Origin of the sequence: Saccharicrinis aurantiacus (assembly GCF_947489045.1) — a bacterium.
GTDB classification, from domain to species: Bacteria; Bacteroidota; Bacteroidia; order Bacteroidales; family Marinilabiliaceae; genus Saccharicrinis; species Saccharicrinis aurantiacus.
In genome coordinates, this window is the sequence record NZ_CANLCN010000006.1 from 170,114 (window position 1) to 194,594 (window position 24,481).

The following is a 24,481-nucleotide window of genomic DNA, read 5'->3' on the forward strand; positions in this document are numbered from 1 at the left end:
AGTCTTTATGATGACTATTTCTAATATATGGTTTATTGAATGTGCTGATTATTTATCAACTAGTTTTAGATAGATTTCGATCATTTGGTCAGAGATATTATCAACGTCTAGGTTTCTAACTTTATCTCGTCCGTTGGTCCTTTTTCCGAAACTTAATGCTGTATCAATAGCCATGGCAATTGACTCAGGGTCACTTTCAACAATATAACACCCCGTGGTTCCTTCTGTAATATTGGTTATATCGCCAACATCAGTAGATACTATAGGAAGCGAACAAGCCATTGCTTCTTTCACAACATTTGGCGATCCTTCCCACTTTGAAGTAACTAGTAAAACATCAGCGGCATAATAATAAAACGGAACTTTATCGAGTTCTACATTATTTACAACAGTTAATTCTACATCATTTGTATTAAGGTTTGCAAAACCTTCGCGCGCTAAATCAAAGTTTTTTTCTTTACGTTCTGGGTCAGATACCCAAAGTACATGAGCTGATGATGAAAAATCAACTCTTTTACGAGCAATTTCTCTATCTATATGCTTAAATCGCGAGAAGTCAATCCCATTAGGGATCATAACTGTGTTTTGGCCTTTTAAGGCATTATACATCAATGGCGATTTGGCAATGGTTACATCCCAAAAGAATCGTGCGAATAACTTAGAAATATATAGCGAAGCTCTTTCTAACTTATAGTCAGAGCCCATTAAAGAAACTACATGAGGCTTGGCTCCAGCCAGAGTACTGGTAAAGGCTGAGAAACCAAATTTAGAATGTACTATATCGTACTGTCCTCTTTTAATATAATTCTTTAAGTGTTTAACATGTTTGATATAGCCAAATACGTTTTTACTACAAATATCGTAGTAATCGATATGAACACCCTTATTCATTAAGGAGCGTCCTTGTGTAGTCACTAGCAAAGTGCGGGCATCAATGCCTTTACTATTATATACAAATAGAACTCTTAAATCTTTCAAAACCACCCCTGAATTTTATTGAATGCTTGTAAAAGTAATCAAAATCGTTTGTAAAAAAATACATCAGCATACTTTTTAAACTTTAGATCGTAACATCTATAGGGAATCCTCGTAATTGCTTTTGTATTATACCAACATTTCATTGGGCGAAAATGAACAGTTGGTATCACCAATATTTATTTATAACACCTAGACCATCTACTTTGCAGCACTATCATATTGAAATGGTAAAGCTTAAGTTTGGTTCTATAACTATTATTAAAATGAAGATTCTTTCAAAAGTGCTTTTAACCTTATCATTTCTATACTTAGGGTTGAATACAAATGCACAAACTAAAACCACTAAATTAGACACCAGTTTTACTAATGTGAGCAAATTACTAATTGAAGCTGATTTTTGTGCAGTAAAGATTTCGGGCAGCACAAACGATAAGTTAGATATTAGCGGCTCTTTAAAGGTAAACGAAAAAGCAGTTGGTTACGAACTATTGGTTTCTAACGATGATGGCAGTGTAACAATTAGTGTTAAGAAACCGGCACAATGGACATCACACTGGGGTGAAATACAACTTAATGTACCAAGCAATGTGGCAATTGATGTGAATAGTGTGTCTGGAAAAGTAGACGTTGCCAATATCGAAAATGTAAACTTAAATTTCAATTCAAAATCGGGGCATGCCAACTTTTCAAATGTTAAAGGTGAAATAAACACAGACTCGAGCACTGGGAATATTGTGGTATCAAATTGCGCAGGTTCGATAAAAGGGAAAACAAAAACTGGAAGTTTGAACATCAATCAATACAAGGGAAAAATAAACATTAGTGCTGATAAGGGTGATATTGCAGTAAAGTCTGTAGAAGGCGATATTCAAATTTTCGGAGGTGAAGGAACACAGGAATTTGATACGGTTACAGGTAAATTAAAAACAAAATCTAGAAGCGGTAATGTTAAAATATCTCTTTGTAATGGAGAGATTAATTGCAGAACATTTGTTGGTCAACAAAAATTATTTCAATGTAATGGAGTATATAATCTAGAATCCTCAAAAGGAAATATCGTAGGCACGAGAATTAAGTTTGCAGATTCGTCTAATATAAAAACTACTGAGGGCAGTGTAAAAATACAAACCAATACCAAAACCAATATTCGTTACGAATTAACATCAGATAACTCAGTACTTAGAGCTTTGGCCAAGTCAAAAAAGAAGTCGCTGAAGATTGGAAAAGGGGATATTTTAATAACCGGTGTAACCACAACCGGCGCACAATCGTACTACTAAGAAAAATTGGAGTTTTTTTTATACGAAAAATGCAGAGATCAATTCAGATCTCTGCATTTTTAATTTATTCAATATCTATAAATTAGTTATTACCTAATATTAATGGTAAACCATCTTTACCTGAACCTACAACCACAACCTTTGAGTTTGGTGACTCCGAAAGTTTTAATGTAGCTTCAATACCCATTTGTTTAATGATATTTGGAGTTAAACTATTGTCAATAATCTTGTTATAAGTAGCAATGCCTTCTGCTTCAATTTGTTTACGTTCAGCCTCGCTACGCTCTTTATCTAATCTAAACTGATAGGCTTGAGCTTCTTGCTCTTGCTTCAGCTTATTTTCAATGGCTTGCTTAATCTGTTCAGGCAACTGTATAGAACGAATTAATAAGGCACGCATTTCAATATGGTTTTCTTTAAGCGCTCTTGTAGTTTCACTTTCAATAAGCTCTTCCACTTCTTTACGTTTACTTGCAAAAAGTTCTTCTGCGGTATACCTACCAGTAATACTTCTTACAGCCGATCTAACTTCAGGAATTACCAATACACTAATATAATCTACTCCAAACTTCTCGTGAAGTTGACCGATTTCGTTATATAATGGATTAAAACGAACTGAAATATCCATGTTTATCGACATACTATTTTTATCCAGTACGTCCATTGTTTCTTCCTTAGTTTGTTCCTTCACTTTGTAAGTAATTAGCTTATTCCAAGGAGCAATAACTGCTAAACCAGGTTGTTTTATGTTTTCTACATCTAAACCTATTGTATAAGGTTTAAATATCACTGCTCTTGCACCAGGTTCAATAATATGAAACATTCTGCTTCCAAATACAAGCAGTATAACAATAGCTGCAAAAACAATAGTTAATATGATTGGTGATACTTTATTCTTCATGTCTTTTATTTTTTTAGTATAAGCGTAAAGCTACTAATTTTTATAAAACAAAAAGGATAAACTTTTAAGTATCCATAAGGGTGCAGAAGACTGTATTAATGTCAATGTTTATCTACATAACTATATTCTAATTTTATAGTACTAAGCTGAAATATATTTTTATTGTATTCACCACATTTTTTTGTTTTACAATTGTATTTTTGTGGTTCAGAAAAATATTTAGAATGGCCCAAAAAAGAAAAGCAAGCCCAGCAAAAAAGAAAAATGCAAAGCTTAAAAAGACTGATAAGAAAACACCTTTATGGAAAAAGGCGCTGCTTTTTAGCACAAAGGCTTTCGCATTCTTAGTTGGGTTCTTATTTTTATTTTTACTTTTCGTTTACCTCGGTATATTCGGACCAATCCCATCTGAGAAAGACCTTGTTGGAATTGATAATAATATTGCATCTGAAATATATGCAATTGATGGTTCCCTTATGGGCAAATACTATTATCAAAATCGCATGAGCGTTGAAAATAAGCACATTTCAAAACACGCTAGTAATGCTTTGATAGCTACCGAGGATTCTCGTTTTTTTGAACACAAAGGTTTTGATATAGTTAGTCTGGGAAGAGTGTTATTTCGCACTGTTTTAATGGGTGATACCCGACAAGGAGGAGGTAGTACTATCAGTCAGCAGTTGGCAAAGAACCTTTTTCCTCGACAATCCTACGGCGCATTCTCAATGTTAGTGAATAAGTCACGAGAGATATTTACAGCCGCACGTTTAGAGAAGGTCTATTCTAAAGATCAAATATTGATAATGTACCTAAATACGGTTCCGTTTGGTGAAGATGTATACGGTATTGAGGCAGCATCGCAACGATTTTTTAACAAAAGATCAGCCAATTTAAAACCTAACGAAGCTGCTGTTTTAGTAGGTATGTTAGCGGCTAATACAGCATACAATCCAAGGTTACATCCTGAGAAATCAAAGAATAGAAGAAATATTGTACTTAGTAGAATGGAATCACAGAATTTCATATCATCAGCTGAAGCTGAAAAGTACAAAGCGAGTGGTTTGGGTTTACACTATCGCAAAATGGATCACAATACGGGTGTTGCGCCCTATTTTAGAGATGTGATTAAACGTAAAGCTCAGAAAATACTTAAAGATCAATACGGCGACCATTACAACATTTATACAGATGGCTTAAAAATTTATACCACAATTGACCCTACTCTGCAAAAGTATGCTGAGGAAGCAGTTTTGCAACACATGCATAGTTTACAATTAGAGTTTAAGCAACACTGGAAGAATAGAGATCCATGGAAAAATGATCCCAATGTTTTTAATCGAGAATTAAAAAGAACATCTCGCTATAAAGCCTTAAAAGCAAAAGGGAAATCTGAGGAAGAGATCAGATCAATTATGTCGAAGCTAGAAAGGATGACCATTTTTGCTTACCCTGAACCTAAGGAAGTTAATCTTTCACCGATGGATTCAATCCGACATTATCTGAAAATATTAAATACAGGGTTCATGGTGATGGATCCTCAAAAGGGGCATGTGCTTTCGTGGGTTGGTGGCGTAAATCATGAGTATTTTCAGTACGATCATGTTACAGCACGCAGACAAGTTGGCTCAACATTTAAGCCAATTGTTTACGCAACGGCTTTACAAAATGGAATGCTACCTTGTGATTATATTTCTAACGAGCAACGGGTTTATTCTCAGTATAAAGATTGGTCTCCGGCCAACTCAGATGGCGAGCACGAAGGATATTACTCGATGAAAGGTGGTTTAAGCAATTCAGTAAATACCATTACTGCCGAAATTATGGTAGAAACAGGAGTTGATAAAGTAATTGATTTAGCACAACAAATGGGGGTTAAATCAAATTTACCTGCAGTACCTTCCATAAGTTTAGGAACAGGAGAAATAACTTTGCAGGAGATGTTAACAGTCTACTCCTGCTTCGCAAATGAAGGACGAAAAAGTGAAGCCGTAGCTTTGTTAAAAATTGAAGATGGCAAGGGTAATGTACTTTACGAATATAAAGCTCCTGCAAAAAATGAAAACATATTAAGCCCCGAAACAGCAGAACTTATGAATCACATGCTGCAGGGCGTTGTTGAAAATGGAACCGGAAGAGCATTGCATTCTCAGTATGGCTTGAAAAGCAAAATAGCTGGGAAAACAGGAACGACCCAAAACAACGCAGATGGTTGGTTTATTGGATATACGCCGAATTTATTAGCTGGTGCCTGGGTAGGAGCAGAAAGCCCGAAAGTACATTTCAGAACAACAGCACTTGGGCAAGGTGCGCATATGGCTTTGCCAATTTATGGTTTGTTTATGAAAAAGGTAGAAGCAAACTCAAAATACAACAAATACACGCGCAATAACTTTAAGGCTCTGTCAGCCAGTCAAAGAAAGCTGGTGGATTGTGCCGATTTTTCTGAAACAGATCCTGATAAGCAGCTATTTGATTTGTTTAGATCGAATGATAAAAAGGAAGCGCGCAAACAAAAGCAACGCGACGAGCGCAAACAGAAAGATACTCCTACAGAATCGGATGAAGATATTGATGAGAAAAGAAACGGGTTATTAAACAAAATGAAAGGCCTATTCCGTAAGAAGGAATAGACCTAAGATGTATTTTATAGCTCGTATGTTGATTTAGCGAGTTACTTATTGATTGTGATTAACACCCCACCTTTTGTTAAAATTGCTCCAAATAGGTAATGATATTAATATCTATACCAGTTAAACCAAGGCGTTTTCTTAGTCTTCCGCGTGCCACCTCAACGCCTCTTAAGGTTTGATGGGTTATAGCGGCTATTTCTTTTGAGGTCATATTTAAGCGTAGTAATGCGCATAGTCTCTCCTCTGATGGACTAATATCAGGATGCTTGGCACGTATCTGCTCATAAAAATCTTTGTGAACCTGATTAAAGCGCATTTCAAATTCTCGCCAAACCTCATTATCCGATTGAGACTGTAAATTGTAAATTACCTTTTGTAAAGCTTTTTTATGCTCGCCCTTAAGACTATTTTTTACAGTTATTAAATCCTTGGTTACGGTATTTAATAGTTCGTTTTTTTGCACTAGGTACATTACATTAGTGGTTAGTTCTTTATCTTTGGTTTCAATCTCTAATGCAAGATTTGTATTTTCTAGAGTTATTTTACCTTTTTGTATTCTCGATATTCTGAATAATAGGCTTATTACTGCTAGTAAGGCAGATAAAATTACAATGAGCATAATATATTTAAACCTCAGCCTAGCTTGCTCTCTATCGTTTGCTTCTTCAATTCGTTCAACTTCGAAAGCTAGCTGTAATTGTGAAATTTGCGATATGTTCTGTTTGTTGTTTATGCTATCGTTAATAAGTTTATATAACTTATATTCTTCTAAGGCCTCAGGTATTCTATCTTGTTTCTCATAAATTTGATATAAGAACATATGTGATACTTTTTGGGGCTCTAAAGCTTTTATTTGCTGACTAATTTGTAACGATTTTTTTGCGGCCCACTCTGCACTATCATTTATATTCTGTTCGTAATAATAGCTTGATAAAAAATAATAAGATTTAGATAATCCTTCTAGAGTATTTAACTTGGTTCGTAGTTGAATAGATTTGTCTAAATATTTTTTTGCCAGACTATAGTTCTTATTTGCAGTCTCAATTTTTCCAAGATTATTATAAATTGATGCCTCAATATCTATTAAATTTGAACCCTTTACCACATGTAAAGCCTTCTCGTAATATTGCTTTGCTTCATTGGGTAAATTTAGTTTTTCTTTAGCACTTGCGATGTTATTATAAATTTGTGCTTGTGCACTTGTGCTCTTTTCTTTTTTTATATCATCAATTAAAATAAAATTTTGCAATGCCTGTTGATATAAGCTAATGGCTTTTTCATAATTCTCAAGGCGGTCATATATGGCTCCTATATTAACGTACACTCTTGTTAATTCGTAGTATAGGGCATTGTCTTCGAGGTACCCTATTGCATTGTGGTTGTTTTCAAGGGCTTCTTCATAGTTACCAATATAAAACTCAGTAATGCCATTTTCGAGACTAATTATTGCCGACTCATATGTTTTATTGTGTTGGTTTGCGATCTCTTGACCTTGTGTACCAAACATAATTGACTTACGTAGATCATACTTTCTTGTATGTCTTATTAGCTCTATTATGATTTTTAACTTCTCATCAGGGCTATTTTTAGTCTTTAACTGATATTTAAGACTGTCTTCTTTTATAATTCCATTTGAAAATGCTGTAACCCCCTTTAAAAATAGGGTGCATATTAAAATGTAACGAATAAATGTATTCACGTGTGTAGTGTTGTAGTGTTAATGTGGAGTCAATAGTATAACTATCTCGCCTATCTGCAAAACTCAGGCCATAAAATTGTCCTATTTCTTTATTTTTCCATATGAGATATACTTGTTGAGGTGCTAAGTATCTGTGAAATAGTGGATATAAATTGTTTGTGAGAGGTTGAAAATAAAGTTGCACGTCATTTTATTTTTTACATGCTGAGGTTTTGTTTGAGTAAAGTGAAGTTTTGAGAGGGTTCTCAATTTTATAAAAGCAATACAAATTGGCTTTTTTGTGGCTCTATGAAAATAGATCAGGATATTAATTTATTGCGAGTGCATGGATAAAGAAATGGATGATAAAGAGATTTATCAGCTTATAGAGAAAAGGGAAAAAGAAAATATAGTTTTTAAGAAACTTCTAGAAAAACTAGAGGCAAGCAGAAAAGCAAAAATCTTAAAAAGTAAGGCAAAAAAATAAGAAGGGACACTTCACTCAATTAAAGTATGGATAAAATTATTACACAATTTCGTTTACTTACTATTGTATTGGGTCTTTTGATATTGGCAATTCCTGCCAATGGTCAAAAGATAGAGCAATTTAGTAATGGACAGCTAAAAGGAGCTATTAAGGTTAAGGTTAAACCCGAAATGGTTGTTAGTCCAAATGGTTTAAAGTCGATAAAGGGTGCTCAAGGCTTTGCCAATGTTGGTATATCTGGTATTGATAAGCTTAATGTACAATTTAAGGCTGTTAAAATGGAGCGCTTGTTCCCGTATTCGGCTAAGCATGAAATTAGGCACCAGAAGCATGGCTTACATTTATGGTATAAAATTGAAGTTGAATCAGAAGATCAGATTAATAGGATTGTTCAAGCTTATGGCCAGTGTGCCGAAATACAATTAGCAGAGCCATTCTATCAGAAAAGTTTAATTCCGCATACTTTAACGCAGTTAAATGAGACGGTTGAAGACTATACTAATAAAATAAGAACAAGTGAGTCGCCTTTTGATGATCCACGTTTTAACGAGCAGTGGCATTATCACAATACCGACGAAAACCCTGGAATACCAGGAGCAGATATAAATTTACTTAAAGCTTGGGAGCGCCAAACAGGTAGTCCTGAGGTTATTGTTGCCATTATCGACCAAGGTGTTGATGTAATGCATGAAGACTTACATGCAAACATGTGGGTTAACGAAGCTGAATTAAATGGTAAGCCTGGCGAGGATAGTGATGGTAATGGTTATATAGATGATATATATGGTTTCAACTTTGTTGATGAATCAGGAGATATTGAACCCCTACCACACGGTACTCACGTAGCTGGTACTGTAGCTGCTGTTAATAATAATGGTATTGGAGTTGCTGGTGTTGCCGGAGGTTCTGGTATAGGCGATGGAGTGCGTATGATGTCATGTATGATCATGTCAGAATCTGCCAACGGAAGTGCTGAGAATGCCTTTGTTTATGCAGCTGATAATGGTGCTATTATTGCTCAAAACAGTTGGGGTTATAACGAGCCGGGCGTAAGTGAACAATCTATATTAGATGCTATCGATTATTTTATAGAAGAGGCCGGCTACTTTGTAGATAGCCCCATGGAAGGTGGTGTAGTTATTTTTGCTGCAGGTAATAATTCTGAAGAAGGAGATTATTGGCCTGGTTGCTACGAACGTGTAATTTCTGTGGTTGCAACAGCTACTGAAAACGAAATGGCTCCTTATTCTAATTATGGAGAGTGGGTTAGTGTAAGTGCTCCTGGTGGTGATGTAACAGGCGATGAAACAAAAGGTGTATTAAGTACTATGCCCGATAATGAGTACGGGTTTTATGATGGTACTTCTATGGCTTGTCCCCATGTTTCTGGTATTGCCGGATTAATCGTTTCGGAGTTTGGTGGTGATAACTTCACTAACGAACAACTTACTTTACGTATTTTAGGTGGTACTATACCGATGGATACAGTGCCTGCCAATGAGCATTACAAAGGTAAAATGGGAATTGGTGGTGTTGATGCTTATTTATCATTATTAAACGATGATGGTATTGCGCCAGATAAAATTACAGATTTAGAACAGGAGCGTATTTCCTCTTCAACTATGGTATTGTTAAAATGGACAGTGCCTGCCGATGAAGATGATGATATGCCACGTTACTTTCATATATATTATCATGATGAGCCTATTACTGCATCAAATATTCGTTTTGCCAAAAAGGTAGTAGAATCTACAACTCAAGATGCAGGAACGCAATTTGATTATGAGTTACGTCATCTCGAAGCTAATTCAGAATATCATATAGTTGTTAAAGGAGTCGATCGTTGGGGTAACGAAGCACCAATGTCGAATCAAATTTCTGTTAAAACAAATAATGGTCCTGGGCTTGTATTAAACCCTAGCGAAATTAACTTTTCAATTGATGTGCGCAACGATAAAACCCATGAAGATAAATTCAGCATTACAAATGATGGTGAAGGTTTATTAAGTTGGGATATCAATTCTCGTCATGTTGGAAATACAGATATTTTAAGTGGATACGAAAGAATTCTATATAAAACCTATATAGATGCCATGTCAACACGCGAGTTAGGGAGTAATGCCGCTAGTAATAATTCTAAAATTACACCCTACGAGCAAAAGCCCGAAGAGCGTTACTTATTTCATTTTGATTCAGATGAGTTATCATATACTATGATGACCATTGGTGATAACGATACTCGTGTGCCAAACTCTATGGCCACCCAATACTATGTAAATAACCCTAAGGGATTTAACCTTACTGGTGTTGAAGTAGCTTTAAATTTCGAAGGAGCAGTAATTGAGCCATTGTATTTAGAGATTCTTAAAGGAGAAAATATTGAAACAGCAAAATTAATTCATACGCAAATGTTTGAGTTAGAAGGTTTCTCTTTGGAATTTGAGGAGGTGAAACTTGATCAGCAAATTTATTTCGATCAAAACGATGTATTCTTTATTGTAGTACATGTTCCACCAGGTCACCGTTTTCCTTTAATTGCATCTCAGGGTCAGGACGAAAATTCGTCTAACTATTCTTATTATAGTAACGATCAGGGAAAATCTTGGGATCTTCTAAGAGATATTTATTACGATCCGTCTAAAGTATGGTGTTCAATAGGTATGAATAACTTGGTTGAATTAGATGTTTATGTAACATTCGATAAAACAAAGGGTTATGTAGATCCGGGTAAAGATGTTGAGGTCTCTTTTACAATTGATGCTGATAGTTTAATTAGTGGAGACTATAGAGCCAATTTTCAAATATTTGGCGAAGGGTATAAAAATAATTGGGAGCTATTGCCAGTGACTTTCGATATTACAGGTCAGAAATACCAAATGGCAAGTGACGATTTAGTTGACTTCGGGAATGTATTTGTAGGTACCGAAGAAGTACTTGAAATTGATGTATTCAATAATGGTTTAGGTGCTTTCCATAGCGGTTCTGACGCATTAAAATGTGAAATATCTGATCCAGCATTTACTATAGTTGGTCTAATGCCACCTACCATTAAGGCTGAACGCTCAGAAACATTAAGGTTTAAATATGCGCCGACTAAAACGGGTTCCACAAATGCAGTTGTTACTCTTACCGAACAGAATGGAGGAACACACAAATTCAATTTATATGGTGTTGCATCACTGCCACCAGAAGCTATCGTTACACCAGAAGTAAACGAAGTTGATAATGTTGTTTTAGGGACCGAATTCGAAAGAACATTTAATTTAAATAATGAGGGTGCTTTCCCATTAAGATATTACGTACCTAAGTTTGCTGACGGTTCAAACATGCCAGACTTTGACGATTCATTTGTACATCGTTTTGGTTATGTGGTAGGTTTCGATGCTCCAGAACCAGGAGAGCAAGAAGCCTTTGAGTGGACAGATATCTCAGATGGTACTAACATCGCTGATATTTTCTTAAAAGATGGTAGTGTTATATTATCTGATGCCTTAATAGGCTTTAGCTTTCCATATTTTGGTGAGCGCTACGATACTTGTTATATATCCAATCAAGGAGCTGTTTCGTTTGTAAACGATGGATGGTTTAATGCGAAACCAGCAGGTTATAATAGTTTTGCGCAGCCAAGTAAATTGGTATCTGCATGGGGTATGCCATTCGACTTAAACTTGAATGGAGATATTTATTATAAGTCGCTACCAGGTAAATTTATAATTCAGTACGACAAAGTATCACATGGTTCTTATATATGGGACGAAAGTATAGCTGGTGGTATTGGTTGGCAAGATGTAGAAATCACATTCCAAATTGTTCTATATCAAAATGGGGATATCGAATACTTGTATAAAGACCTAGGTACAATTATAGATGATTCAGGCATTGGTTTTAACCGTGCTTATGCTCTTGTTGCCATTGAGGATTACGATATCAAGGATTTATTAGTATTAAATGGTTTTGGTACTGAAGAAGAAGATCCTATGATTCAGAATTATTCGCCAACCACCGGACATAGAGTTTTCTTTAAAAACCCTGGTTTTGGTGCAGTAACTGAATTAACAAATCCGTTTGGAACTATTCCGGCTGGTGGTACTGTAGAACTGAAATACAAAGTAAGTACAGATAGTTTATATGTAGGTTCTTTTCAAGAACGCATAAATATAATTACTAACGATCCAATTAATAATCCTGTAACTCACGCTGTTGATATTAGAATTACCTCAGGAGGTGATGCTAATTATACTTTTAGTGTTGATACTGTTGATTTTGGTGATGTGTTTAAAGGAGCAGTTATCGATCATGTATTAAATGTAGGTAACGATGGAAAGGCCATTGGGTTTATCACCGATGTAAAAGTTGAAAACGAACGTTTTGAAGTTGAAGGGTATACCGAAGCAGAAGTACACCCAGGTACATTCATCGATTACACTATCACAGTAAATGCGCTTGAAACAACTAAAATTAACGATGTTCTTGTAATATCAACAAGTGAAGGTGACGATTTAAGAGTGCCAATTACTTGTAACGTTATTGAAGCGCCATATATTGGTTCTGGTACCGATAAGCTTGAAGAAAATTTAGAATACGGAGAGCAAAAAGTAATAAATGTTATCATAAATAATGATGGACAAAATCCTTTAGAAATTTCACCAATCGCAAGTGAGTGGATGAATGTATTGCCGAAGGGTGAAGAAAATTATAAGCCAGGTTCTAGTTATACTTTTACGTTAGAGACAGACGAGAATTCTAAGTATTTCTCTCCAAGCGACGTAATGGAAACTGGTGATAAATGGGATGGACCTGAGGATATTACAAACCCAAATATGTATTGGGAAAAGTTTGCTTTACCATTCGAAGTGCCGTTTTATGGTGAGTTATACGATACTATATTTATCGCAATAAATGGGATCATTACTTTCTTACCTGACCAAGAGGCTACTTGGGACGGACCTCAGTATTATATTCCAAATGAGGAAGGTGTAAAAGGATTCTTAGCTCCATTATATTCAATTAGTGGATTAAGTAACCCTGAGTATTTCCCGCTAACAGGTATTTATACAAAAGCATACGAAGATAAATTTGTAATTCGTTATCAAGATCTTTTATCATGGGGAGGTGGTACACCTGCTTCTGTTGAGGTATGGATCTTCGAGAATGGAATTATTAAATATATGTACGATGTAGATGAGCACGATAGAGCTGAAGTTCTAAAAGGAATCGTAGGTATCGAAAACCAAGATGGTACTTCTGGTATTCAGGTGTCAGCCAATACATTAGGCGTTATCTACGATAAGTCGATTGTAACATTCTTGCCAACGGATACTTATGAGGTTGAGCCTGAAGGAGAAATGGAGTTTGATGTGCATTTAAATGCAAAATCAATATATGGAGGTACTTATGAGTCGAATCTATTATTTGAAAACAATACACCATCAGCACCTGATTTTTCAATCCCTGTAACACTAAATGTAATTGGAGAAGATAAAATTGTAATTGAGGATACATTAAACTTAGGTACATTATTTATTGCTGACGATCCTGATGTGGATGGAGAACGCTCAAATATTTACTACGATTTTAATTACACTGTTAGTAACGAAGGTACTAACCCACTACATATTTATCAGGTTAGATTAGAAGAGGGCTTCCGTATTGGTACTTCTATGGGAGATAATGAAAAGTTTGGTAATCCTGAGAATGACGAAGAGTGGGCTGATATAGGTAGACAATACATCAACTACACGCTAAAGCCAAATACTAGGGAAACTTTTAACTTAAGAGTGATGCCAATGGAGATTGAAGATATCTCCGACAATATGGTTATTTTTTGTAATGCTAATGAGGGAAATATAAAAATCCCAATTACAGGAGAGTTTCGTCTTCCCCCAGTAATTGAAGCAGATACTTCTTTAATTGAAGTGTTTGCGAATACTGATGATGAGGAAGAGCAACGTAGTTTTACATTTAAAAATATAGGAGCATCTGACTTAGACTACCGTTTGGAGGTTAACTTTAAAATGGAAGATGACTTTAGCCTAGCTCAGAATGCATTGGATGCTAAAAACTTTTTTACATCAGCAGAAGCTATGCCGCTTAAAAAGCAGGTATTGGTTTCATCTTTTGATGATGAAGATGATGAACCATCATTTAATCCAGATGATTATAATAATGTATTACAACATGATGATAATGATGAGTATACGTTAGCATTCGGATACGGAGGTAATTTTCCTTTCTGTACAGCAACTGCTTTTACTGCTCCTGTTGAGGGGTTTAACTTATCGCATGTGGCAACTTGGTATAATTGGGGAACACATTTAAATACAGATATTGAAGTAGAAATTCGAGGTGGAAGTTCTAATTTCTATAATACTAAAGTATTACATACTTCAACCTATATACATACTGCCGATGCACAAACCACCTATGGAGATTTTGTTACTATCGATTTGGGTACTGAGCTATTCTTTTATCCAAAAGAGAAATTCTTTATTGTAATCAAGTATGATCAAGAGGTAGGTTTCCCTCAGGGAGTTACAGAAATCGAACAAGCTGAGTTTGGTCGTTTCTTTTTCGGAGATGGAAGTGTTTACTTCGATATGGTAGAGAGTGGTTATGGCGATTTAGGTTGGGCAATTAAAGCTGCAGAATACGAAGCGAGTAGTAATTTCTGGATAATGATTGATTCTGATGAAGAAGGAACTCTAGCGCCAAACGAGGAAGTAACTGTAGATCTTACATTTGCATCAATATTTGCTCAGCAAGGAGAAAATGTTGCGGATATTACTATACATAATAACGATCCGCTGAATAGCGCAGTTGATGTACCAGTAATGCTAAGGCGTAATAAAGGCCCTCAGTATCCAGATGGAAATAGTGTGCATTTATCATGTTTCGAAATGGACACCATCCAATATCTTCTAAAACCTTTTGATGAAGAAGGTGACGACTTTACCGTTAAGGTACTGGAGGATAAACCATACTTCACCTATAAATATGAAGGAACTGATATTAGATTCGAGTTTGCTCCAGATTATGATGGCGAAGGTGATCACTTTATTTTAGTAGAAGGTGAGGATGAGTATGGTAATACAAGTCAGTTCGTATTAAATGTTTCAGTTACCAATGTAAATAGAGCACCTGTTGAAGATCCTGAAATTGGAGATCAGGAGTTTATGCTGCAAAGTCCAGAAGGTATTTATATGGATTTTAGTAATTATATAACAGATCCCGATGGAGACCCATTGGAGTACGAATTAATCTATAGTGCAAACGAAGTATTAACTCATGCGCATGTTATTGGTTCTGAATTTTTAATAAAGCCTTTAAAATTGGGTGATGTTTACATTACTGTAATTGCAACCGATCCTGATGGAGCTTCTCTTACCACAGGTTTTATGGCATTTGTTTCTAATCGTATCGGAATTGATGATACTGATAAACACGACTTACAGGTATATCCAAATCCAGTGGAAGATTTATTGCGTATTAAAACGAATTTTAGTACGACTGATGAGTCTGTTATTCAGTTATTCAACTCGTCTGGAGATAATGTATACTATCAAAAGATTGCATTAAGCGGCGAAACAACCTTAGATATGCAAGCTTACTCAAGTGGTGTTTATATTTTAAAAATCACCAATAACGATAAGGTTATCATCGAAAAAATTACAAAGAGATAATTATTGAGTTCATGATGCACTTAGTGCATCATTTACCATAAATCATACAAAATGAGAAATTATTTATTCTTAATTACATTATTAATTGCACTTGCTTCTGTAAGTAAAGTATCTGCCGAGGATAATACCCCTGGGGTAGATTTAAATACCAGTAAGGTGCATAGCCTACCATATGGAGTTAATGTACTTAAGCCATATAGTGAGGGGTTAATATATACAGCACGAGTAGGAGCTACTGATATTATTGGTGCTTCAGCTGACGGTGCAACATTCAATACCATTGAGACATTACGTGCAGGTACAGTTGATAAACTAGAATCATGGGCTGGTGATAAAAATGCTTATTACTATGGTGATGCTGCCAATGGTATGGGCACTGAACTTCGTATTTTTAACGGAGCCTCGGCTAAAATGCTATTAAATTATGGACATGGGACGAATCCCGCCGTTGGTAATGTGCAGCGTATGGAGTATGATGATAATCAAATAGTATATTATTACACCGCTCTAGGACGTTATGATATGTTTAAAGGTTATGAAGCATGGGTATATCAAACCGACGGAACAGACCCAGGTACCTTAAGAGCCAAACTTAATACAGGAGAAACTTATATTAACCCTTATCATACAGCAGAATCTCAAGAAGGTTTTTTTAAGGGGTTTATAGAAGGGTCTGACTTCTACTTTATTTCAGGTATAAACAATGGGGGAATGTATAATATGTCCGCCGTATTTAAAATGAATCATTCGGTTACAGGAGGTAGTGAAGCAGATTATGTCTTTTCTCTTGATGATATGTCATCAAGCATTTCAGAAGTAACACCTTTTGATGATTATTATTTGTTTGCAACACGTGCTAATATTCCGCAAAACTTATCCTATGTAATTAAAGATGATTTGGATAATCCTAGGAGTGTTGAAAACTTTCGTTTTCATAATACAGAAACAATCAGTTTGGGAGAAAACCTATTTGGTATAGGTTGTAAGCAAACAACTCCCTCACCAGCAGAGACTCATAAGTTGGTGCAGGTTGTTAATAAAGAAGCAAGGTTAATTAGCATTAATAACGAAAATATTAGTGATAATATTAAATATCTTACATTATCAGATAATTATCTGTTTTTTGCAGCTACCCATCTTTCAGATGGAAATTGTGTTTATGTAATAGATGCTACTTTAACTAATCCGGAGCCTTATCTAATAAGCCAACTCGGAGATGTAGAGGTTACTGCTTTAGAAGCTCTTCCTGGAGGTAACGTTGCTATTGCTACTTGGAGTGAAGCGGATCAAAACAGTATGGTTTTTGTTAACGAGGCTTTCTCATCTTCATCGTATAATTTGTCAATTGAGAATAGTGATGGTATTATGAATATGTGGCCAAAAGTAGACCATATATTATATAATAACGGTCTATTGTACGTAACGGCCCAAGTGGGTAATGGTCAAGGTTGTGATATATATACTCATAAATTAGATGATTTCGGTTTCGAAACAAGTAGTACAACTATTACAATATTGAATAAAGAAAATGAGCCTGTTGTTGGTGCTAAGTTAACCTTGGCGAACGGTAATTTTACAACTACTTTAACCAGTAATGATAAGGGAGAATGTGCCTTTAACGAAGCTAAGCTAGGTACTTATTCTTATACCATTGAAGCAGATGGGTACACAACTAAAAATGCAAACCAATATTTTGGAGCTGGTGCTGACCTAGAGTTGAGCATTAACTTGAATACAGATGCCGACGTTGTTGACCGATTAGCATATAAAGTAACAGATGAAACTACAGCTGAGGTACTAGTTGGTGCTGAGATAGTGATTACTTACGGACCATATACTTATACAGAAACTGCTGATGAGAATGGAGAGGCTTTATTTAGTAATGTACGTTATGGCGATTATGAAGTAAATATTTCAGCTGATAATTATGCAAATTTCAATGGTAATATTTCTGTGGATGAAGATTATAGCGAAGAGCGATCTGCAAGTTTATTACCATTGTCGACACTAACATTTGGCATAGAGGCTTTTTATCCTTCAGAAGAATATCCGTACCAAGCGGGTGTTCATATTACATTAGTTAGCCAAAGCAATCCTGATTTAGTTTTTTATAAAACTACGGTTGGGGATATGGACATGCCAAATACTATTTTTAAAGATGTTCCCTATGGTACGTATACCTGTGATTATGAGTTCGCAGGTTATATTACACAAAGTTTCGAAATAGAAGTAGTTAAACCAACTCATGATTTTGAAGGTAAATTAGAGGAGGCAAGAGCTGATTTGAATTTCGAGATTTATGAAAAAGATGGAACTGATACGCCAATTCAAGGGGTATGGGTTAAGGTCTACGATGTAGGAGCTGTGCACCCTTTCGATATGCGAATGAGCGACGAAAACGGAAAATGCACTTTTCAAAATGCTAGTTTTAAGGAAATAGTATATGTGGTTGAACACTCTGGGTTAACAACAGAAACCGGTAGTTTTGTTTGGAACGAAGATTTTGAAGATGATGCCATCGTTGTTAATTTATTCCCTCCTGCTAATTTCACTACGCTTATTCAATCTAAAGATGCAGATGGTAACATTGAAGTAATAGGAGGTGCATATTTGGCCCTAACCAATACCGAAGATGTAAGTATTTCCTTTGATGGAGAGACAGGAGAAGATGGTACGTTTCTATTTCAAAATATTCCTTACGGAACCTATGATTATTTAGTACGTGCTGATGGTTATATTAGCGAGACAGGAATATTTGAAGTAGATGCAGAGACAGTAAGTAGTGTTGAGGCAACATTAGATCCGGCAATTGTAAGTTTTAATGTTTTGGTGCAAGATGATGACGCTCCTGTTAATAGGGCTACAGTTATATTTACCTCTAAAACGAATTCGAGTTTAACTTTCGAAGCTGTAACTCTCGGAGAAGGATCTGAGGCTGGAGTAGCAAAGTTTATTAATGTGGATTTTGGTGAATACTATTTATCAGTTGAAGCTAAGGGCTACGCAACATACCAGGGAGAGTTTTCTATAAATGAGGAAACCATAGGCGGTCCAACAATTTTACTTGAAGGTAATATAGCAAACTTACCAGTTCAGGTATTCAATACTGAGTTAGTTGGCTTGGGTAATGCAGAAGTTATTTTAAAGAATAATGAATTCGAAGATATTGTTTATAGCAACTATACCAGTAACGAAGCTGCAACATTAGGATCTCTAATTTTCGAAGATGTTATTTATGGTACTTATACCTTCGAAATTTCGCTAAACGGATATGTTACCATAATTGGAGAGTATGTCCACATTGAAAATGGCGCTGGTATCGGAGAGGTTTTCCTTGAAGATTTAGTTGATGTTAGAATTACTGTGTTGGGTGATAGAAATAATCGCGTTCCAAACGCATTGGTTACATTAACTAATCTCGATGATTCTTCTATTGTATTTGAAGGAGAAACAGAGGATTCAGACGATTACTACGGACTTGTATCTTTCTTACATGTTCCTTTTGGTAACTATACTTATAGTGTTTCAGCTCTTGATTTCTCACCCAAAGAAGGTTCATATAATTTCGAATTTGGTTCCGAAATGGAGTTCGAAATAACATTAGAGCGCAGAGTAGGTATTGATGATGTTGAAAACGAGATATCTGTTTATCCTAACCCGGCTCAAGATGTACTAAATATTCAGACTAATATTCCTATAAAAAACTTAAGCTTTTACGCCATAAGTGGTCAAAAGGTAAAAGAATTGAGTGACCCAAATTCTACTGTAGTCAATATTGCCGACTTAGCGCCAGGATTATATATTTTAAAAGTAGTTGATACCAATAACAGCGAAACTATCAAAAAAATAAATAAGCTATAAATAAAGTATGTGCGCAGACTTCTTAGTTCACTATGAATTCTGCTCATTATGCTATTCTATATTTTTCTAAAAATAATGATATCAAAATTGTCTTGTTAATAGATGAGACACAATACTAATATTATGAACATAAGAGTAACAGTTTTTCTAAATCTAATTTTTCTATCTCTTGTTTTTGCTTCTTGTGGTAAAGATGAAGTAGAAGATACAGAAGCTCCAACAGCGAGTATTTCTTCACCTGTTGAAAATAGAGTTTATCCTATGTCTAGTACTTTATTTTTAAGTGCAACTTTTGAGGATAACAAAGAACTGAAAGAAGTAACATGTAGCTTACGAAAAGTTTCAGAATCTAATAAATCAACAATGGGTTGGGATGAAGTTTGGAATCCTACACCTGTTACATTCCCTTTATCTGGAACAAATGATGCCATAGAAAGTCAATGGTTATTTGAAGAAACAATTCCTTCAATAATGATTGGTGATTATGTTGTGGTTGTTACAGTTTCTGATCATAGCAAAAACTTCACAACCTACGAAATTCCTATAACTATCAACTAATACAATAAAAATTTAAACATAACAATTATTTCTCAATGAGGTATTTATTAAATAATTTGTTCATTTTATTGATGATTGGAGGCTCAGTATTTGCACAAAACAATACTGTTGTAGGTTCTGTCATCGATAAATCTGATGGACAACCAATGATCGGAGTTAGTGTAGTTATTAAAGGAACGGTAATGGGTACCGTTACGGATATAAATGGGTCTTATAGTTTACAGGCCCCTGATAACAACCAAACTATAGTGTATTCTTTTATAGGATACGAAGCCCAAGAAGTGGTTTATAAAGGTCAAAACAAAATTGACATAACCCTTTCTACCGATTCAGAGTCTATAGACGAGGTTGTAGTTACAGGTTATGGTAACAAAAGAAAAGAAACCTATACAGGAGCCTCGGCAAATGTAGATGGAAAAGCACTTGCCGATGTGCCTGTAGCGAGTTTCGATCAAGCCTTACAAGGTCAATCTCCAGGTTTAGTTGCAGTAGCTTCATCAGGTGCTCCTGGTGCAGCAGCTACCATTCGTATACGTGGTGTAAGTTCGGTTAATGCCGGTAGCGATCCATTATTTATTATGGATGGTATTCCTATTTCGGCTAGTCAATTTAGTGCCTTAAACCAAAATGATATTCAAAACATTTCGGTATTAAAGGATGCAACAGCAACGGCACTTTATGGTAGTAGAGCCAGTAATGGGGTTATAGTTATCACCACCAAAAGAGGAGATAGCTCAGGGGAAACAAAAATTGGGTATCGTGCTCAGTATGGTTACAACCAAATTGCACGCGATAATTTTAATATGATGAATACGCAACAGAAAATTGCGTACGAAGAAGAATTAGGATTAAAAAACTATACCCCAGAAGAGAAATTAGCTTTAAGCAGAATTGATACCAATTGGTTAGACGAAGTGTTAAGAAATGCTTTTACAAAATCACATGAGATTACAGCTCAAGGAGGAAACGAAAAAACACGTTTTTATCTTTCCGGTAGTTACTATGCACAAGAGGGTATTTTATATAGCTCCGATTTTGATAGAATTAACTTTAGAGCAAATATCGATAATAAGGTTTCTGATAAGGTAAATCTAGGTGTAAATCTTACTTTGGGATACCAAACACACTCTAATACCGTAACAGGTGGAGAAGCATCAAATAACGTATATAACCCAATTTTCGGTGCCCGTTTATTAAATCCATACTTTGCGCCTAAAGATGCCAATGGAAACTACAATAGCGAAGGTTTTCCTTTTGCCAATCCTGTAGAGCAGTTGTTGTTAAATAGTAATGATAACAACACTTTAAAAATAGTAGGGGGTATCTTTTTCGATGCTGAGTTAGCGCCTAACTTAGTTTGGAAAACAAACGTAGGTTTAGATTTTTACGATTATACCGGTAACGATTATTTGCATCCAGAGTCTGTTTGGGGAGCCGAGTTTAATGGTAGAGTTTCACGCTCATTCCAACGTAATGCTCGTATTACACCAACAAATACTTTACGTTACAAATTTGATATTAACGATGTGCATAAGTTTGGTGTGCTTGGAGGACAGGAGATTGTAAGTAATCATTATGATGGCTTTGGTGTATCTGGTATGAACTTACCAAACGAAAACCTGAGAGTGCTAGGTGTTGCATCATCTATTTCGCCTAACGGATGGAGTGGGTCTAATTATGATTATACAGTAGCTTCCTTTTTTGCCAATATGGATTATACTTATAACTATAAATACATGGTTGATTTAAGTATCCGTAGAGATGGTTCTTCTCGTTTTGGTAAAAATAGTCGTTGGGGTACTTTCTGGAGTGCTGGTGCGGGATGGAACATGCAAGAAGAAGCCTTCTTACAAGATATTCATTGGATAGATCAAATGAAATTGCGTGCAAGTATAGGTGAAACAGGTAACTATAATATTGGTAATTACGATCACCTTAATCTGTTCTCATATGGTACTTACGATGATTATAGTGCAGCAATGCTTGCGCAGTTTGGTAACGATGATTTAACATGGGAGAAAAAACTAAAAGCCAATATAGGTCTCGAAATGTCGATGTTCCGTCGTTTACAAGTTAATGTTGATTTGTATCACGAAACAACAAAAGATATGTTATTCTATGTTCCTCGTTCTTTAACTACAGGTACTTCTGGTCGTTTCGAGAATGTTGGCGAAATGGTGAATAAAGGTATCGAAGTTGATGTGAATTATGATTTGGTGCAAACCAATAACTTACGTTGGAATGTGAGTGCAAATGTTGCATATAATATAAATACTATCACAGAATTATATGGTGGCATTACCGAAATTGATGGTGGTTTTACAACCCTAAAAGTAGGACAGCCATACGGTACTTTCAACCTAACAGAATGGGCTGGAGTTGATGCTTCCAATGGTAAAGGCTTATGGTATACGGCTGATGGTGGTGTAACCAATATGTATTCAGATAGCGACAGACAATTAATGGAAGGTAAATCATGGATGCCTCCTGTTAGTGGTGGTTTTGCAACAAGTTTGTCTTATAAAGGATGGAACTTAAATGCACAGTTTACTTGGATGGCTGATAAGTGGATTATTAATTCAACACGTTACTTTACTGAGAGTCAAGGAGTATTTATGTCGTATAATCAAAGTACAGAAATGCTCGATTATTGGAAACAACCAGGTGACGATGCAAAACACCCACATCCAAAGTATCAGGATAATCAATATGATACCCGTTTACTTGAAAACGCATCGTTTTTACGTTTGAAAAACCTTACAGTATCCTACAACCTAAATGATAATTTATTAGATAAAACAAAGGTATTCCGCAGTGCAAGGGTATACCTACAAGGTCAAAACTTACTTACATGGACTGGATATAATGGTATGGATCCGGAATTTTACGGAGCTTCAGAAGCCAATATGTATCCTAATGTAAGAACGTTCTCAATTGGTCTTGATTTAGGCTTTTAATATTGAAGATTTCATCGTAAAAAATTACAAAAATGATACGCAATTTATATAAATATATTTTACTAATTGGCCTTGTTACAAGTCTTACCTCTTGCGAGGATTTCTTTAACAAAAAGCCTTATGATCAAACCGAAACTGATGATGTATTAACCAATGCCAAGGATGCACAAGTAATCTTAAATGGTATGTACTCAGGTTTTGTTTCTACCGGATCATATGGTACCTATTTAACAACAACACTTGATATAGCAACAGATGCTGCTTATGCAACGGATCAGTTCTCTAATACTTGGGGCGAAGTGTATGCCTGGAGATTACATCCTGGATCTAGCGAGGTTTCAACAGTTTGGGCTACTACCTATAGCATTGTTTATAATGCTAATTTTCTAATTCAAAACTTAAAGAATATAGAAATAGAGGAAGAAGAAGAAAATAGAATTTTGGCTGAGGCTTATACAGGCCGTGCATTATTATACCACGATTTGGTACGTATCTATGCAAAAGCTTATAATGCTTCTTCAGCAAAAACAGATTTAGGTATTCCTTATGTAACCGGCTTTGATGATGACGAGCCATCGCGTAACACTATAGAAGAGGTGTATAGCATGCTTATTGATGATTTAGAAAAAGCGATTAGTCTTTTCGAAGATAATTCAGAAAGCGAGAGTACCTTTTTCACTAAAGACTTTGCCAATGGTTTGTTAGCACGTGTATATTTAGATATGCAGGATTATGAAAAAGCTGCTGATGCTGCTACATTAGTAATTGAGAATAGAACTTATACATTAGCAAGTGGTACTGATTTTACAAATATCTGGCTTCATGATACGGGCAATGAGATAATATGGAAGGTTAAGTACACTGTTAATGCACCTGGGCCATCTTTAGGTTATAACTTTTACCTAAGACAAAATCAAACACAATTGCCGAATCCCGATTATATTCCTGCAAATAATTGGTTTGAGTCATATAATCAGGATGATGATATTAGAGCAAGAGCTTATTTTGATTTTACACAAACTGGTTTTGGTTGGGAAGGGAACTTAATTTATAAGTATCCAACTAATCCTTTGTTTACTGCACAAGGTACTAATATGCCAAAGCCAATGCGTATTGCCGAGATGTATTTAATTCGTGCCGAAGCAAATGCACATTTAGATAAAAAGACCGAAGCAATTGAAGACTTAGAACAATTATTATCTGCTCGTATTTCTGGTTTCGATGGCATTTCTGAGAATGTAGATTTAGATGTGTTTATTGCTCAAGAGCGTAAAAAAGAACTAATGTTCGAAGGTTTCTATTGGTTTGATTTAAAACGTCGCGGCGAGGGCTTTAAAAGAGTTCCTCAAGCAAACACCTTTGTAGGTAACGATTTAGAAATCACGCCTGATAATTTCAGATGGCAATGGCCTATTCCTAGAGCCGAGCTTAACGGAAATAGCAATATACAGCAGAATCCAGGTTATTAATAA

General features: G+C 35.6%; 11 protein-coding genes. 8 read left to right on the forward strand and 3 right to left on the reverse strand.

All coding sequences use genetic code 11. The features are described from left to right. Positions 1–48 precede the first annotated feature (48 nt). Positions 49–978, reverse strand: a complete 930-nt coding sequence (locus QMO11_RS09145) for a glycosyltransferase (protein WP_282036998.1) — start codon at positions 976–978, stop codon at positions 49–51. A 152-nt stretch (positions 979–1,130) separates the two neighbouring features. Here QMO11_RS09145 and QMO11_RS09150 point away from each other — a divergent pair, with 152 nt between their 5' ends. Beyond that, positions 1,131–2,258 carry a DUF4097 family beta strand repeat-containing protein gene (locus tag QMO11_RS09150; RefSeq protein ID WP_282036999.1) on the forward strand — a complete coding sequence of 376 codons (1,128 nt, stop codon included), beginning with the start codon at positions 1,131–1,133 and terminating at the stop codon, positions 2,256–2,258. 82 nt (positions 2,259–2,340) lie between these two features. On the opposite strand, the gene QMO11_RS09155 is transcribed toward QMO11_RS09150, so the two are convergent. After that, a complete protein-coding gene (locus QMO11_RS09155; RefSeq protein ID WP_083634502.1) occupies positions 2,341–3,159 on the reverse strand; it encodes a prohibitin family protein in 819 nt (272 codons plus the stop codon). A 224-nt stretch (positions 3,160–3,383) separates the two neighbouring features. Here QMO11_RS09155 and QMO11_RS09160 point away from each other — a divergent pair, with 224 nt between their 5' ends. Further along, the gene (locus QMO11_RS09160) at positions 3,384–5,789 is read left to right on the forward strand and encodes a transglycosylase domain-containing protein (protein WP_282037000.1); all 2,406 of its coding nucleotides are present in this window, start codon (positions 3,384–3,386) and stop codon (positions 5,787–5,789) included. A gap of 76 nt (positions 5,790–5,865) precedes the next feature. On the opposite strand, the gene QMO11_RS09165 is transcribed toward QMO11_RS09160, so the two are convergent. Further along, on the reverse strand, positions 5,866–7,488 hold the full coding sequence (locus QMO11_RS09165; protein ID WP_282037001.1) for a tetratricopeptide repeat protein: 1,623 nt from the start codon (positions 7,486–7,488) through the stop codon (positions 5,866–5,868). 325 nt (positions 7,489–7,813) lie between these two features. Here QMO11_RS09165 and QMO11_RS09170 point away from each other — a divergent pair, with 325 nt between their 5' ends. From QMO11_RS09170 to QMO11_RS09195, 6 genes are all read left to right on the forward strand, one after another. After that, positions 7,814–7,954, forward strand: a complete 141-nt coding sequence (locus QMO11_RS09170) for a hypothetical protein (protein WP_282037002.1) — start codon at positions 7,814–7,816, stop codon at positions 7,952–7,954. Between the two features lie 26 nt (positions 7,955–7,980). Further along, positions 7,981–15,633 carry a S8 family serine peptidase gene (locus QMO11_RS09175; protein WP_282037003.1) on the forward strand — a complete coding sequence of 2,551 codons (7,653 nt, stop codon included), beginning with the start codon at positions 7,981–7,983 and terminating at the stop codon, positions 15,631–15,633. Between the two features lie 51 nt (positions 15,634–15,684). Continuing rightward, a complete protein-coding gene (locus tag QMO11_RS09180) occupies positions 15,685–19,494 on the forward strand; it encodes a carboxypeptidase regulatory-like domain-containing protein (RefSeq protein WP_282037004.1) in 3,810 nt (1,269 codons plus the stop codon). A 123-nt stretch (positions 19,495–19,617) separates the two neighbouring features. Beyond that, entirely contained in the window at positions 19,618–20,052 is a 435-nt protein-coding gene (locus QMO11_RS09185) for an Ig-like domain-containing protein (protein WP_282037005.1), read from the forward strand. Between the two features lie 35 nt (positions 20,053–20,087). Beyond that, entirely contained in the window at positions 20,088–23,009 is a 2,922-nt protein-coding gene (locus QMO11_RS09190; protein ID WP_282037006.1) for a SusC/RagA family TonB-linked outer membrane protein, read from the forward strand. A gap of 32 nt (positions 23,010–23,041) precedes the next feature. Continuing rightward, positions 23,042–24,478 (forward strand): RagB/SusD family nutrient uptake outer membrane protein, encoded by a 1,437-nt coding sequence (locus QMO11_RS09195; RefSeq protein WP_282037007.1) that lies wholly within the window; start codon positions 23,042–23,044, stop codon positions 24,476–24,478. Positions 24,479–24,481 lie beyond the last annotated feature (3 nt).